At 72.4% G+C, this 14232-nt stretch carries 11 protein-coding genes; 6 read left to right on the top strand and 5 right to left on the bottom strand.

The features are described from left to right. The first annotated feature begins 130 nt into the window (after nucleotides 1-130). From ACZ7GX_RS24160 to ACZ7GX_RS24145, 4 genes are read left to right on the top strand one after another with little or no spacing between them, the layout of a single operon-like run. Nucleotides 131-1057: a carbohydrate ABC transporter permease gene (locus ACZ7GX_RS24160; RefSeq protein ID WP_498779719.1), complete on the top strand. Its 927-nt coding sequence runs from the start codon at nucleotides 131-133 to the stop codon at nucleotides 1055-1057. Continuing rightward, nucleotides 1057-1965, top strand: coding sequence for a carbohydrate ABC transporter permease (locus tag ACZ7GX_RS24155; RefSeq protein ID WP_498779718.1), 909 nt, complete (start codon nucleotides 1057-1059; stop codon nucleotides 1963-1965). The genes ACZ7GX_RS24160 and ACZ7GX_RS24155 overlap by 1 nt, the downstream gene beginning before the upstream one ends. Before the next feature lie 5 nt (nucleotides 1966-1970). Further along, a complete protein-coding gene (locus ACZ7GX_RS24150) occupies nucleotides 1971-2657 on the top strand; it encodes a DUF624 domain-containing protein (RefSeq protein WP_498779713.1) in 687 nt (228 codons plus the stop codon). 40 nt (nucleotides 2658-2697) lie between these two features. Continuing rightward, nucleotides 2698-3882, top strand: coding sequence for a glycoside hydrolase family 88 protein (locus ACZ7GX_RS24145; RefSeq protein ID WP_498779712.1), 1185 nt, complete (start codon nucleotides 2698-2700; stop codon nucleotides 3880-3882). 42 nt (nucleotides 3883-3924) lie between these two features. Here the strand turns inward: ACZ7GX_RS24145 and ACZ7GX_RS24140 are convergent, their stop codons facing one another. Further along, nucleotides 3925-5376 carry a glycoside hydrolase family 43 protein gene (locus ACZ7GX_RS24140; protein ID WP_498779711.1) on the bottom strand — a complete coding sequence of 484 codons (1452 nt, stop codon included), beginning with the start codon at nucleotides 5374-5376 and terminating at the stop codon, nucleotides 3925-3927. 697 nt (nucleotides 5377-6073) lie between these two features. On the opposite strand from ACZ7GX_RS24140, the gene helR reads away from it, so the two are divergent. Both helR and ACZ7GX_RS24130 read left to right on the top strand, forming a co-directional pair. Further along, nucleotides 6074-8275, top strand: a complete 2202-nt coding sequence (gene helR, locus ACZ7GX_RS24135) for an RNA polymerase recycling motor ATPase HelR (protein ID WP_498779710.1) — start codon at nucleotides 6074-6076, stop codon at nucleotides 8273-8275. A gap of 171 nt (nucleotides 8276-8446) precedes the next feature. Next, nucleotides 8447-8890 carry a hypothetical protein gene (locus ACZ7GX_RS24130; protein WP_498779708.1) on the top strand — a complete coding sequence of 148 codons (444 nt, stop codon included), beginning with the start codon at nucleotides 8447-8449 and terminating at the stop codon, nucleotides 8888-8890. 3 nt (nucleotides 8891-8893) lie between these two features. Here the strand turns inward: ACZ7GX_RS24130 and ACZ7GX_RS24125 are convergent, their stop codons facing one another. From ACZ7GX_RS24125 to ACZ7GX_RS24110, 4 genes are read right to left on the bottom strand one after another with little or no spacing between them, the layout of a single operon-like run. Next, entirely contained in the window at nucleotides 8894-10180 is a 1287-nt protein-coding gene (locus ACZ7GX_RS24125) for a cation:proton antiporter (RefSeq protein WP_498779706.1), read from the bottom strand. Further along, on the bottom strand, nucleotides 10177-11562 hold the full coding sequence (locus ACZ7GX_RS24120) for a cytochrome P450 (RefSeq protein WP_498779704.1): 1386 nt from the start codon (nucleotides 11560-11562) through the stop codon (nucleotides 10177-10179). The genes ACZ7GX_RS24125 and ACZ7GX_RS24120 overlap by 4 nt, the downstream gene beginning before the upstream one ends. Continuing rightward, nucleotides 11559-12650, bottom strand: a complete 1092-nt coding sequence (locus tag ACZ7GX_RS24115) for an alpha-hydroxy acid oxidase (protein WP_498779702.1) — start codon at nucleotides 12648-12650, stop codon at nucleotides 11559-11561. The genes ACZ7GX_RS24120 and ACZ7GX_RS24115 overlap by 4 nt, the downstream gene beginning before the upstream one ends. Continuing rightward, nucleotides 12647-14230, bottom strand: coding sequence for an NAD(P)-binding domain-containing protein (locus ACZ7GX_RS24110; protein ID WP_498779701.1), 1584 nt, complete (start codon nucleotides 14228-14230; stop codon nucleotides 12647-12649). Before ACZ7GX_RS24110 ends, ACZ7GX_RS24115 begins: the two co-directional genes overlap by 4 nt. Between the last annotated feature and the right edge of the window lie 2 nt (nucleotides 14231-14232).

Raw genomic sequence — 14232 nt, 5'->3', positions numbered from 1 at the left:
CCCCCCCCCCCCCCCCCCCCCCCCCCCCCCCCCCCCCCCCCCCCCCCCCCCCCCCCCCCCCCCCCCCCCCCCCCCCCCCCCCCCCCCCCCCCGCCCCAGCACCCCACCTACGCAGGAGCACAGAGAGCCGATGAGCACCACGACGGTCGGCGGTCCGCGCAGCACCGGCGCGGACCGGACGAAGCGGTGGTACCGGGCGCGCCGGTCGTTGCAGGGCGCGTCGTTCGTCCTGCCGAACTTCCTCGGCTTCGGCCTGCTCACCCTGGGCCCGGTCGTCGCGCTGTTCTACATCTCGTTCACCAACTGGAACGTCTTCGGCAAGGCCAAGTGGATCGGGCTGGACAACTTCACCCGCCTGCTCGGTGACGCGAGCTTCCACCGGGCGCTGCTCAACACGCTGTACTACTCCGCGTTCCACATCCCGCTCACGCTCGCGCTGTCGCTGGGCCTGGCCCTGCTGCTCAACCGGAAGCTGCGCGGCGTCGCGTTCTTCCGAACCGCCGCGTTCTTCCCCTACGTCACCTCGATCGTGGCCATCGCCATCGCGTGGAACCTGCTGTTCAGCCGCGACGCCGGCCCGATCAACCAGATCCTCGGCCTGTTCGGGGTCGACGACCCGCCCGGCTGGACCGCGTCGTCGACCTGGGCGATGCCCGCCGTGATCATCGTCGGGGTCTGGCGCGAGATGGGCTACTACATGCTGCTCTTCCTGGCCGGGTTGCAGACCGTGCCACCCGAGCTGCACGAAGCCGCCCGGATCGACGGCGCCAACGCCTGGCAGCGCTTCCGCAACGTCACGCTGCCGTGCCTGCGCCCCACGACGTTCTTCGTCACGGTGATGCTCACCATCGGCAGCTTCAAGGTCTTCGACCTGATCCTCGTGATGACCAACGGCGGCCCGGGCCAGTCGACCCTGGTGCTGTCGCAGTACATCTACCAGAAGGGCCTGGTGGAGAACCGGTTCGGCTACGCCTCCGCGATCTCCGTCGTGCTGTTCGCGCTCTGCATGCTGGTCACGGTCGTGCAGTTCGCCGTCAACCGGAGGAGGAACGCCTGATGGCCGCGCCGCGCACACTGCCCGACCTCGCCGCGCCGGGGACGGTCGGCACGGGGCCCGTCGCGCCGCCCGAACGCGGCGGCAGGCGGTTCCCCGCGCCGGGCAGGCTCCTGGGGTACGCCGTCCTCGTGGTGGCGGCGGCCGGGCTGCTGCTGCCGTTCTTCTGGATGGTCTCCTCGTCGTTGAAGACCGCCAACGGTGTCTTCTCCATCCCCGTGACCTGGTTCCCGGAGTCGCCGCAGTGGGCGAACTACGTCGAGATCTGGCGGATCTCGGACATGCTGGTGTGGCTGAAGAACACCGTCTTCCTGTCGGTGGTCGTCACCCTGCTCCAGCTGTTCACCGGCAGCTTCGCCGCCTACGGGTTCGCCAAGGCCCGCTTCCCGGGGCGCAACCTGCTGTTCCTGCTCTACATCGGCACGATCGCGGTGCCGTGGCAGGCGTACATGATCCCGCAGTTCATCATGATGTCCGAGGTCGGCCTGACGAACACGCCGTGGGCCGTCATCGCGTTGCAGGCGTTCAGCGCCTTCGGCGTGTTCCTGATGCGGCAGTACTACCTGACCATCCCCGACGAGCTGTGCGAGGCCGCCCGCGTCGACGGCCTGAGCGAGTACGGCATCTACTTCCGGATCATGCTGCCGCTGTCCGTGCCCGCCCTCGCCAGCCTGGCCCTGCTCACCTTCGTCACCACCTGGAACGACTACCTCGGCCCGCTGATCTACCTGCGCGACCCGGACCTGTGGACGATCCAGCTGGGACTGAAGTCGTTCGTCAGCGAGTACAACGCCGAGCACGCGTTGATCATGACCGGCTCGGTGCTGTCCGTGCTGCCGATCGCGGTGGTGTTCCTGCTCGGGCAGAAGTACTTCGTCCAGGGTGTCGCGACCAGCGGGCTGAAGGGCTGACGACCGTGTCGCACGAGATCTACAACCGGGTCTTCGCCACCGCCTACGCGCTGCTGGCCACCAGTGTGCTCGTGGTGGGCGCGAGCGCGCCGTTCCTCGCCGTGCTGCTGTTCACCCCCGTGACGGCCAGCTGGCCGTTGCTGGTGCCGACGGCGCCGTTCGTCGGCCCCGCCTTCGCCGCCGCGCACGCCGTGTTCGCCTCCACCGCGCGGGACGAGGGCGCACCGGTCGTGCGGGGTTTCCTGCACGCCTGGCGCCGGCACGCCCGCCGGTCGGTGCTCGTGACCGGCGCCGCGTCCGCCCTCCTGGTCGTCCTGGCGGTGGACGTCCGCGCGGCCTGGGGCACACCCGTCGGCGCCGTCGTCATCCCCGTCCTGGCCGTGCTCGCGGTGCTCACCGCGGTGACCGCGCTGGTGGCGCTCACCGCCCTGGTGGAACACCCCGACGTGCCGCTGCGGCGCCTGGTGCGGGCCTGCCTGTTCCTGGCGCTGCGCCGCCCGCACTTCACCGCGGTCTCGCTGGTGGCGCTGTGGGTGCTGGCGGCGGCCGTCGCCGCCCTGCCCGTGCCGGCGCTCGCCCTGCTGACCGGCCCGGCGCTGTACGTCGTCTGGGTGGGCAGTCGCGCGACCCTCCGGCCGCTCCGCGTCGTCCCGGGCTCCGAGCCCGACCCGCGTTCTGTCGCGGCGCGCTGACCCGCGCCCGCTGTTCCGTCACCCGTTCTGAGGGAGAACCATGTCCGCGGAAGCAGACCGCGCCGCACCGACCACCGACCACCTGGCCGCGGCCTGGAACGCCGCCCTGGCGACCGTCCGGGGCAACATCGCCGACTTCACCGCCTGGTACCCGGACGACACCACCACCGACGGCGCGTACCGGCCGCGCACGGCCCGTGACGGCCAACCCGAGGGGGCCAACGTCGGGTGGACCACCGGCTTCTGGCCGGGGATGCTGTGGCTGGCCTGGGAGGCCACCGGCGACGACGACGTGCGGCGGGCCGCGCGGCTCCAGGTCGACAGCTTCTCCGACCGGGTCCGGCGCGGGATCGACCTGGACACCCACGACCTCGGGTTCCTCTACACGCTGTCGTGCGTGACGCCGTACCGGCTGCTGGGGGACGTGCGGGCGCGGGACAGCGCGTTGAAGGCCGCGAACCACCTGATGGACCGGTTCCTGGAACCGGCGGGCATCCTCCAGGCCTGGGGCGACCTGGAGAACCCGTTGCAGCGCGGTCGCACGATCATCGACAGCCTGATGAACGTGCCGCTGCTGTACTGGGCCGCCGAGACGACCGGCACGCCGTCGTTCCTCGAAGCCGCCCTGCGCCACACCGAGCAGCTGCGGCAGCACGTCATCCGCCCGGACGGCACCACGTTCCACACCTATTACTGGAACCCCGAGACCGGCGAACCGCTGCGCGGCGGCACCGAGCAGGGCCACCAGGACGGTTCGTGCTGGGCACGCGGGCAGGCGTGGGGGATCTACGGGTTCGCCCTCGGCTACCGGCACGCGCGGCGGGAGTCGTTCCTCGACGCGGCCAGGCGCTGCGCCGACTACTTCCTCACCCGCCTGCCCGCGGACCGCATCGCCTACTGGGACCTGGTGTTCGACGACGGCAGCGGGCAGGAGCGCGACTCCTCGGCCGCCGCCATCGCGGTGTGCGGCCTGTACGAGCTCGCGGACCACCTGGACGACCGGGACGCCGCCCTGCGCTACCGCGCCGAGGCCGACGCCATCCTGGACAGCCTGGCCACCGCGTACTCGACCGCGCACGACCCCGGCGCCACCGCGCTGCTCCTGCACGGCGTCTACGACAAGCCCAAGAACGTCGGGGTGGACGAGGGGAGCCTCTGGGGCGACTACTTCTACCTGGAAGCCCTGAGCAGGCGGCTGCGGCCCGACTGGCGCAGCTACTGGTGACGGTGACGGGGGTGGGCGGGGCGAGCGCCCACCCCCGCGTCGTCAGGTGGTCAGCCGGAACGTGGCGTCCGCGCGGCCCGTCGCGTCGGTGATCGGGTCGAGCCGGAGCTGGTAGGCGTAGTGCCGCAGGTAGCGGTCCGGGTGGTTGTAGGACTGGAACGACGACCAGGACGACGAGGCGAGCCCGGCCACCTGGCGGAAGGTGGCGTCGGCCTTGAACGTCGCGCTGCCGTCGTCCGCGGCGAGGACGAAGTCGTAGTTGACGTGCCGCAAGTAGTAGCCGGGGTAGTTGACCGACTGGAAAGACACCGTCCCGGAGCCCGCCAGACCGGGCATCACCCGGAACTGGGCGTCCTGGGCGGGGCTGACGTTCGGGTCGATGCGCACGTCGTAGTCGGCGTGGCGCACGTACCGGTCCTGGAAGTTGTAGGACTGGATGCGGTTGACCGGGGTGCTCGTGCCCCACTTGGCCAGGACGCGGCTCTCCTCGGCGGCGGTGAGGTTGAGGATCGAGCCGTGCCGCTTGCGCGTGGCGCCCAGGTTGTAGTCCGTGCGGGTGGTGAAGTTGCGGGTGCTGCCCAGGTTGGTCGACGTGATCGGCATGTACCCGCGGCCGGTGGCGTACTGGTCCAGCCACAGCGCCCACTCGTTGCGGCCGTTGAACTGCATCCACATCGGACCCTCGACGACGTTGCCGCCGCCGGTGCCGTTGGAGATGCCCATGTGCGAGAGGTTGCCGATGGTGGTCCAGGAGCCGAGGACCGAGTTGCTGCCCTCGACGGTGATGTGGCCGTCGGCGGAGGCCCGGTAGTAGCGGTAGCCGCCGACGCTGCCGGGCGACTCGACGATCTGGGTGTCGATGATGCCCTGGCCCGCGCCGCGGTCGATGTAGAGCACCGGGGAGGTGATGGTCCGGAAGTCCTTGGTGCGGACGTAGTAGATGCGGTGCTTGGTGACGCCGTTGAGCGCCGCGTTCGTCGCCCAGTAGACGACGTAGTCGCCGGAGGCGGGGTCGTAGATGGCCTCGGGCGCCCAGGCGTTGCCCGCGCCGGAGATGCCGGAGGCGACGTTCAGCAGCCGTGGCGCGGACCAGGTGACCAGGTCGGTCGACTCCCACACGACCAGGGACTTGCTGCCCCGGTTGGCGGCGTCGGACCACGACGTGCCGCTCGCGATGCGCAGGTCGGTGGCGACGATCCAGTACCGGTCGCCGGCGGGTGAGCGGACGAGCGCGGGATCGCGCACGCCGCGCGTGCCGACGGTGGACAGCAGCACGGGCGCGCCGTTGTTCAGGTCGGTCCAGCGCAGGCCGTCGCGGCTGTGCGCGAGGTAGATCTGCTCGCCGGTCGCGTGCTCGCCGGTGAAGTGCGCCATCAGGTAGCCGGTGAACGGCTCCAGCGCCTCGGCGCGCCGGTCGGTCGTCACCGACCAGGACGTGAACAGCAGGGCGACGGCGGCGACCAGCGCGCCGATCCTCGTCAGTGTTCGTGGCACGGGTGATCTCCCTTGATCACGGGGTGGTTCACGATCGGAGCGGTGCTGCCTTCGGCGGACTTGGTGAGCGCTAACAACACGTGTCGGGCACCACGGAGTGACTGTGAGCGCCCTCACGCCTCAGCGGCGAGTATGTTCGATGTTCGCGCTAACATCAAGGGCCGGAGGTGGCCTTCGGCGCGGGTACGAGGCGCTGGGCGGGCCTGGGGTGTCGTGGGGCGCGAGCGCGGTGCAGGGACGCAGGCGCGCTGCGGGGGTCGAGGGTGCGCTACGGGACGCGAACGCGGTGCGGAAGTCGCGGGCGTTCTGCAGAGACGCCGGCGTGGTGCAGGACGCGAGCGTGGTGCGGGGGCGCGAGTGCGGCGCGGGGACGCGAGCGTGGTGCGGGAGTGAGCCGACTCGGCCGCGCGAACCCCTGCCGTGGCGGGTATCGGGCCGCGGTCCGGTGCTTCGCCGCCAGGCCGGAAACGCGGGCGAGCTGCCGCACGGTTCCGGCGGTCGAGCGGCGGACGAGGCGGCGGTCCGGTGACGGCTCTCGCTCGTGGCGTCCCGGTTGACCGGCCCGGACGCGGTGCCCGCACCTGCGCGTTGTGGCAGGGGGCTTGACATGGTCCGGACAATAGAAAGTCGGCGTGCGCTCCGAAGTGGACTGGAGAACCCGCCGAACCTAAGACCACGTTAGCGCTGTGAGGGGCATGTGTCAACTCAGGGGTACGAAGAAGAACTGCGGTCCGAGCGGGGCTACGTGGCCGGGCTCTACCGACGGCTGGACGCCGAGCGCGTGCGCGTGAAGAAGGAGTACGAAGCGGCGCTGCGCGGCACCGGTGGCACGCCCATGGAGCGCGACGTGGAGGTGCGCGCGCTGGCCAAGGAGGCGAAGCGGCTGGACGTGGCGGACAACGGGCTGTGCTTCGGCCGGTTGGACACCCTCACGGGCGAGCGGTCCTACATCGGGCGGATCGGGCTGTTCGACGAGGGCGACGAGTACGAGCCGGTGCTGCTCGACTGGCGCGCGCCGGCGTCGCGCGCGTTCTACGTCGCCACCGCCGCGAACCCGGAGAACATGCGCCGCCGCCGCCAGTTCCACACCCGCGGTCGGCTGGTGGCCGACTTCACCGACGAGGTGCTCGGCCGGCCCGACGGCGACGAGCGGGGTGACGCGGCCCTGCTCGCGGCGGTCAACGCGCCGCGCGGCGAGGGCATGCGCGACATCGTGGCGACGATCCAGTCCGAGCAGGACGAGATCATCCGGCTCGACCACCCCGGCGTGCTGGTGATCGAGGGCGGACCGGGCACCGGCAAGACCGTGGTCGCGCTGCACCGCGTCGCGTACCTGCTCTACACCCAGCGCGAGCGGATGGAGCGGCACGGTGTGCTGGTGGTCGGGCCCAACCCGGCGTTCCTGAACCACATCGGCCGCGTGCTGCCGTCGCTCGGCGAGTCCGACGTGGTGTTCACGACGCCGGGCGGCCTGGTGCCCGGTCTGCACGTCACCGCCGACGACACGCCGGACGCCGCGCGGCTCAAGGGCTCGCTGAAGATCCTGGACGTGCTGAAGGCGGCCGTCGCCGACCGGCAGCGGTTGCCGCAGGAGCCGGTGACGCTCGAACTGGGCGGCGGCCCGGCGCGGATCGACGCCGCCACCGCGGAGTGGGCCAGGGACGAGGCGCGCGCGAGCGGGTTGCCGCACAACGAGGCCCGCGCGGTGTTCAGCGAGATCATCACCTACGTGCTCACCGAACGGGCGATCGCCCGGATCGGCCGTGGTTGGCTGACCCGGGAGAACCGGGACGCGTGGGAACGCCTGCGGTCCGACCTCGTCAAGGAGCTGCACGCGGACGACGGGTTCGTCGCCGTGCTCGACGAGCTCTGGCCGGTCCTGACGCCGTCCTCGCTGCTGGCCTCGCTGTACGCCTCACCGCAACGGCTGCGGGCGGCCGGCGCCGACCAGGCGTTGTGGCGTGCCGACGGCGAGGCCTGGACGGTGTCGGACGTGCCGCTGCTCGACGAGCTGGTCGACCTGCTCGGCCGGGACAAGGCGGCCGACGACACCGCCGAGCGGCAGCGGAAGGCCGAGGCCGAGTTCGCCGAGGGCGTGCTCGACGGCCTCCACGGCCGCCAGGACTCGATGGACGACGAGGACCACCTGTACGCCACGGACCTGCTGAACGCCGAGGACCTGGCGGACCGCGTCCTGGAGCGCGACACGCGCGACCTCGTCGAGCGCGCCACCGCCGACCGGGACTGGACCTACCGGCACGTCGTGGTCGACGAGGCGCAGGAACTGTCCGAAATGGACTGGCGGGTGCTGATGCGGCGCTGCCCCGGCCGGTCGTTCACGGTGGTCGGCGATCTCGCGCAACGCCGGTCCGAGGCCGGTGCGACGTCCTGGGAGGCGATGCTGGAGCCGTACGTGCCGGGCCGCTGGGTCTACCGGGCGCTGACGGTGAACTACCGCACGCCGGCGGAGATCATGGCGGTCGCCGCCGCGCTGCTCGCCGAGTTCGCGCCGTCGGTCCAGCCGCCGGAGTCCGTGCGCGCGTGCGGCGTGCGGCCGTGGTCGAGGCGGGTCGCGGAGGACGAGCTGCCGGCCGCGATCGAGGAGTTCGTCCGCGACGAAGCGGGCCGCGAGGGCACCAGCGTGGTGATCGGGCCGGTCGGCCTGGCGGGCACGGTGCCCGCGTCGGAGACGAAGGGCCTGGAGTACGACGCCGTCCTGGTCGTCGAGCCGGAGCGGATCCTCGCCGAGGGCCCGCGTGGCGCGGCCGAGCTGTACGTCGCGCTCACCCGTGCCACCCAGCGCCTCGGCGTCCTGCACCGGGACCCGTTGCCGCGGGCCCTGAGCGGTCTCGCGGAGATCGGGACGCCGGCCGGCGCCGGAGGCCGGCGCCCGGCGTAGCGGTTCGCGCGCGGCCGGTCCCGCTCCGGGGCCGGCCGCCTCGTCACCGGTCGGCCCACGATCGCGGCACGTCGCTTCCCGACCGGGTGGTCCGGTCCGGATCGGCCCGCTCGGCGCGGACCGTGCGGTACAACCGGTGCAGGGCCGACCGGGACGGCGCGGGGAGGAAGGGTGGGCACGAGACGGGTGCTGCTGACCGGGTGCGCGCTGCTGATCCTGGTGCAGGTGGGTGCCGGGTTGTGGGCGGCGGTGTTCCCGGAGGCGTTCTTCGCCGGGTACCCGACGCCCGGGGTCGGCTGGGTGGCGCTGTTCCCGCCGTACAACGAACACCTCGTGCGGGACTACGGACTGGCGCTGCTGCAGCTGGCGCCCTTGGCGCTGGTCTGCCTTAAGCTGCCGGAACCGGCGTTCGTCGCCGCGCTGCTGATCGGGGTGCTGCTGTTCCACCTGCCCCACGGGATCTACCACGAGCTGCACGTCGCCCGCACCGACGACCTGGTGCTGCAGCGGTTGTCGCTGTGGACGCCCGTCGTCCTCGCCGCCGCCCTGCTGTACCCGACCTGGAGGCTGGCGAAGAGCCGCCGTCCGCAGACGGCGGCTCCCACCACGGGGTGAGCCTCAGTTGTTCGGCGCGGGCACCGCCGGCGGCAGGAAGTCGGTCGCGCCGCGCTCCAGGCTCTCGGGCAGGGACGCCCGGTAGATCGGCATCGCGGCCGCCGTGGTCACGATCGCGACCGCGACGAGGATCGCGAACAGCTCCGGGGTCACCATGTCGTGCGCGAGGCCGATGTTGATGAAGATCAGGATCATCAGCCCCCGGGCGTTCATCAGCCCGCCGACCGCCGACGCGTAGCGCCACGAGAAGCCCTGGGCGCGCACCACCAGCGCGCAGCCGAGGTACTTGCCCGCGAACGCGACCGCCATGATCACCGCGAGCGGCCACCACAGGGCGCCGCCCGCGCCGAAGCCGGACACCTGCGTGTTCAACCCGCTGAACGCGAAGAACACCGGCAGCAGCAGGATGGAGTTCAGGTCCGTGAGCCGCGTCTCCAGCTCCCGTCGCACGATCGCCGACTGCGGCATCGCCAGGCCCGTGATGAACCCGCCGAACACCGAGAACACGCCGATGTAGTCGGTGAACCACCCCGCCACCAGCACGACCAGCAGCACGAGCGCCATCACGTCGCGGCTCATCCGACCCTCGCGCTCCACCCGCGCGCCCAGCCGGGCGAACAGGTTGCGCCCCACCGTGAGCATCAGCAGCGCGAACACCGCCGCGCCCGCCACCGTGCTCACCGCGTCGAACGGGCTGCCGGCCGCCGCGACCGCGATGATCACGGCCAGGATCACCCACGCCGCCGCGTCGTCGATCGCCGCCGCGACCAGGGTGAGGCCGCCGATGGGCGTGTTCGCGATCCCGCGCTCCTGCAGGATCCGCGCCAGCATCGGGAACGCGGTGATCGACAGCGCGCCGCCGACGAAGAGCATGAACTCCCACCGGGTCGTGCCGTCCGGGCTCAGCGAGCCGAAGAACAGCGCCGCCACGGCCGCGCCCAGCGCGAAGGTCGGCACGATGCCCGACACCGCGAGCGCCGACGCCCGCCGCATGTTCCGCCCGGCGGCGAGGCCGTGGTCGAGCGAGGACCCGACCAGGAACATGTAGAACGTCAACCCGATCGTGCTCAGCACGTACAGGGTGTCCTTGACGTCGGTGGGGAAGATCTGGGCCTGCAACCCCGGCGCGACGGCGCCCAGCAGGGCAGGCCCCAGCAGGACGCCGGCGACCATCTCGCCGACCACCCTGGGCTGCTTGACCGCCATGGCGATGCGCCCGCACAGCGTCGTCGCGGCGAGCACGACGGCGAGCGCGGCGAACACCTTCAACGCGAACTGGATCTGGTTCACCGGGTGATCTCCTGGGCAGAGGGCGGCTCGCGCCGCAGCGGACGACCCTGGGTGTCGTGCGTGTCGAAGTAGCGCCCGGCCAACCGCAGCCGGTGGGCGTGCAGGACCATGACCGTGCCGAGGACGAGCTGGACGACGCTGCGCCACACGTCCTCCCACCGGTCGCGCACCCGCAGGAACGCGCCGAGCACGGCGAGCCGGCGTGGCGGCAGCGGCTCGTCGGCCCGGACCAGCAGGCACGGGCCGCGGCTGGGCAACGACCTGGTGTGCCTGACCGTGGAGTGCGGCCGCACGCGGCGCAGCACCTCGCCGGTCGCCCCGCGCAGCGCCAGCGGGGACAGCCGCCACGCCGGGCACGGCCGGTTGGCGGCGACGCCGAACGGGATGTGGTGCGCCGCGCGGACCCGGACCCGCGCCCAGCGGTCCGGGTCGAAGACCTCCGGGCGCGCGTAGCCGGTCGCGTGGTAGTCGGGATAGCTGAAGCACAGCACCGAACCCGCGGGCAGCGTGGTGCGCTCGTCCAGCTCGATGTCACCGGTGGTGACGCGGTGCGCGATGCCGAACAGCGGGTACAGCCGCATGGTCTCGTCCAGGACGTGGGTGAAGTAGCGCTCGTCGTCGGCGAGCCGGGCCGCCACGTGCGGGTGCTGCGCCAGGGCGAGCAGCAGGTGCGCCATCGCCTCGGACATCTGGACCACGCCCGTGTTGAAGAACGTGCCCTGGAGGTAGTGCACCTGCTCGGTGGGCGACAGGCTCGCCGGCAACGGCCGCCGCACGTCGCCCGCCGCGACCCGCCGGGCCAGGTAGCGGGTCAGCCGCGCCCGCCGGGCCGGGTGGCGCAGGCCGGTGCACTTCAACGCCGTCACCACGTCGTCGGCGTGCCCCACGATCAGGTCACGCGCCTCGCGCGGGCACGGCTCGCCGAACACCAGCTCGTAGAAGTACTCCGCCCACACGGGCATCATCAGGTCGCGCAGCCGCACCAGCGTGACCCGCCCGGTGAGCACCTCGTCGAGCACCCGACCGGTGCAGCGGGCCGCCGTCGCCGACAGCACGTCACCCGGCCCGGCCAGCAGCGCGCGCGTCGTGCGGGCCACGTCGTCGTAGCGCGGACCGGCCTCCAGGTGCTCCTGGTGCACCTCGGGGCCGGGGGAGAGCCAGTACCAGAACAGGTCCGACAGCCCGGCGCCGCGGCTGCGGCCGTTCGCGGCGGGGTGGCTGTAGACCTCCTGGAACCGGTCCGGCCCGACGGCGGCGTTCGGGAACATGATCGCGTTGTCCCCGTTGACCTTCTCGAACACCTTGCCGCGCAGGGCGACCACCCGCGCGGGCAGCCAGCGCGGCGCGGTCAGCACCACCGCGGCGGCGAGCAACCCCGTCACCCACACCGGGCGGACACCCCCGTCCCGCGCGCGACGACCAGGTCCCGGGTCAGGTCGGCCAGGTCACGCCCGCCGCACAGCGCGAGCACGTGGTCGAACTCGTCGCGCAGCACGTCGAGCACCCGGGCCACCCCGGCCTCGCCGGCCGCGGCCAGACCCCACAGCACCGGCCGGCCGACACCCACCGCCGTCGCGCCCAGCGCGAGCGCCACGGCGACGTCACCGCCGCGCCGGACGCCGCCGTCCAGCACCACCGGCACCCGGCCCGCCACCGCGTCGACCACCGCCGGCAACGCCTCGACCGCGGCCGGCGCGAGGTCGGACTGGCGGCCGCCGTGGTTGGACACCACGATCCCGGCCACCCCGTGCTCGACCGCGAGCACCGCGTCGCGCGGGTGGAGCACGCCCTTGAGCCACAACGGCAACGACGTCCGCTCCCGCAGCCGGTCCAGGTGCGCCCACGACACCGAGGGCGACATCTCGATGTCCCGCACGCCGCCCGGCGGGCCACCGGGCAGGTCGCGCATGTTCTCCGCCGCCAGCCCGGCCGGCAGGTCGTGGAAGCCGTGCTCGGCGTCGCGGCGGTGCCGGCCGAACACCGGGGAGTCGGCGGTCACCACCAGCGCCGTGCAGCCGGCCCGTTCCGCCCGCTCCACCAGGCAGTCCGTCACGTCGTCGTCGGGTTGCAGGTAGAGCTGGAACCAGACGGACGCGTCCGCGTCGACCGACCGCGCCGCCGCCACCACCTCGCCGATCGCCACCGTCGAGGCCATGCCGGACACCAGCACCGTCCGCGCCGCCGCCGCGGCCCGCGCGGTCGCCAGCTCGCCGTCCGGGTGCGCGAGCCGGTGGAACGCGGTCGGCGCGATCAGCACCGGCAGGTCGAGGCGACCGCCGGGCAGGTCGACGCCGAGGTCCCTGCTCTCCCTGCCGCGCAACACCCTCGGCAGCAGGGCCAGGCGCCCGAACGCCGCTTCGTTCTCCCCGAGCACGACCTCGTCGCCGACCCCGCCCGCGTAGTAGTCGTAGTGCACGGGATCGAGCACCGCGCGGGCCTTCTCGTGCCACGCCGCGAGCCCGCCGCTCACGGTGAACCCACGGCGGTCCGGTCCAGCCGGGCGTGCAGGAACGCGAGCAGCGGCGCCCGGTGCACCTCCTCGCTGTCCCACTCGTTCTCGAGGTTCTCGGTGAGGTGGTGCTCGTCGAGCAGCGTCCCGCCGCGGAAGTGCCGGACCACCGGGTGCAGGTAGCGGCCGTCGAGCCCGCTGGTGTCCTCCTGGGACACGCGGCCCGCCGTGACGTCGAACGGGTTGACCTGGTCGTGGTCCGCGCCGTACTCCAGCGTCACCGCCAGGTAGGACTCGACGTCGCCGAAGTCGCCGCGGCCGACCGCCTCGTGCAGGTGGGCCAGCGGCACCTCCTCGGCGTAGCGCAGGGCGCCGTCCGGCCCGACCAGGACCGCGTCCGCCATGAACGCGAACAGCTGCCACAACGCCGAGGTGCGGTTCACCCGCTCGACGACCGCGTCGGCCACCGCTTCGGGGGTGGGGGAGAGGTCCCGGCTCGGCCACGCCACGCCGTGGTAGCGGTGCTCCATGATGTGGTGCAGCGCCCGCACGCCGTACCGGAAGCCGTGGATGAACCCGCTCGTCGACTTCTTGAAGTCCCTGGCCTGCGTGATGGTGCCGGCGAAGAACAGGTCGGGCACGTTCACCGACTCCCAGGCGGCGGTCTGGTCCGGGAAGCGGTCGTTGATCGTCAGCCGTGGGCGGCACTCGGGCGCGAAGATCGACGCGTCGAAGCGGAACCCGGTCGCCATGATCACCCGGTCGTAGCGGATCTCCTTCACGCGCTCGGCCACTCGCACGAAGCTGACGCGCACCAGGAACCCGTCGCCGTCGCGGCGGATGTCCAGCACCCGGCCGTCCAGCAGCGCGTTCTGCGACTTGAGCTGGTAGGTGTCGAGGAAGTTGTTGTTGACCGCGCGCAGGTGGCCGACGAAGTGCGTCTGCCACGCCAGCTTCAGCGAGCCGGGCCCGGCCACGTGGATGACCGACGCGGTCTCGATCAGGTTGTCGGCGGTCTCGAACGCGGAGTTGCCGCGACCGACGATCAGCACCTTCTGGCCGGTGAAGTCGGCGGGGTCCACCGACACCTCGTCGTACCGCTCGGCGAGCTCCGCCCCCTCGATCGGCGCCACGTACGACTTGGACACACCGGTGGCGACGATGAGCCGACGTGCCCGGTAGGTGTCGCCGTTGCGGACGCGCACCACGAAGTCGTCCGGCCTCGTCACCTCCACAACCGACGCGCCGTAGCGGATCGGCAGGTCGTGCTCGGCGGCGAAGTCGGCCAGGTAGCGGACCATGTCGTCGGCGTGCGGGAAGTAGCGCGGCGTGTAGCGGGTGAACAGCAGCGACGGGTCGTCGGACAGCAGCGAGTTCCAGTCGGTGCGCAGGTTGAGCTCGGGGTCGTCCCACCCGGTGTTGGGCTTGTTGATCGAGATCAGGGTGCGGTGGCGGGGGAAGCGGGTGAAGAACGCGCCGGGGGCGTCACCGGCCTCCAGCACCAGGTGGTCCCGCCCGGCGCGGGACAGCAGGTAGGAGGCCTGGAGCCCCGCCGGGCCGGCGCCGATCACGAGACACTCCGTCGAAACCTCGCTGGGCACGT

This window comes from Actinosynnema sp. NPDC037264 (assembly GCF_055603705.1).
The sequence above is the reverse complement of the archived record's forward strand: the minus strand, read 5'-3'. Positions and strand labels throughout refer to the sequence as shown.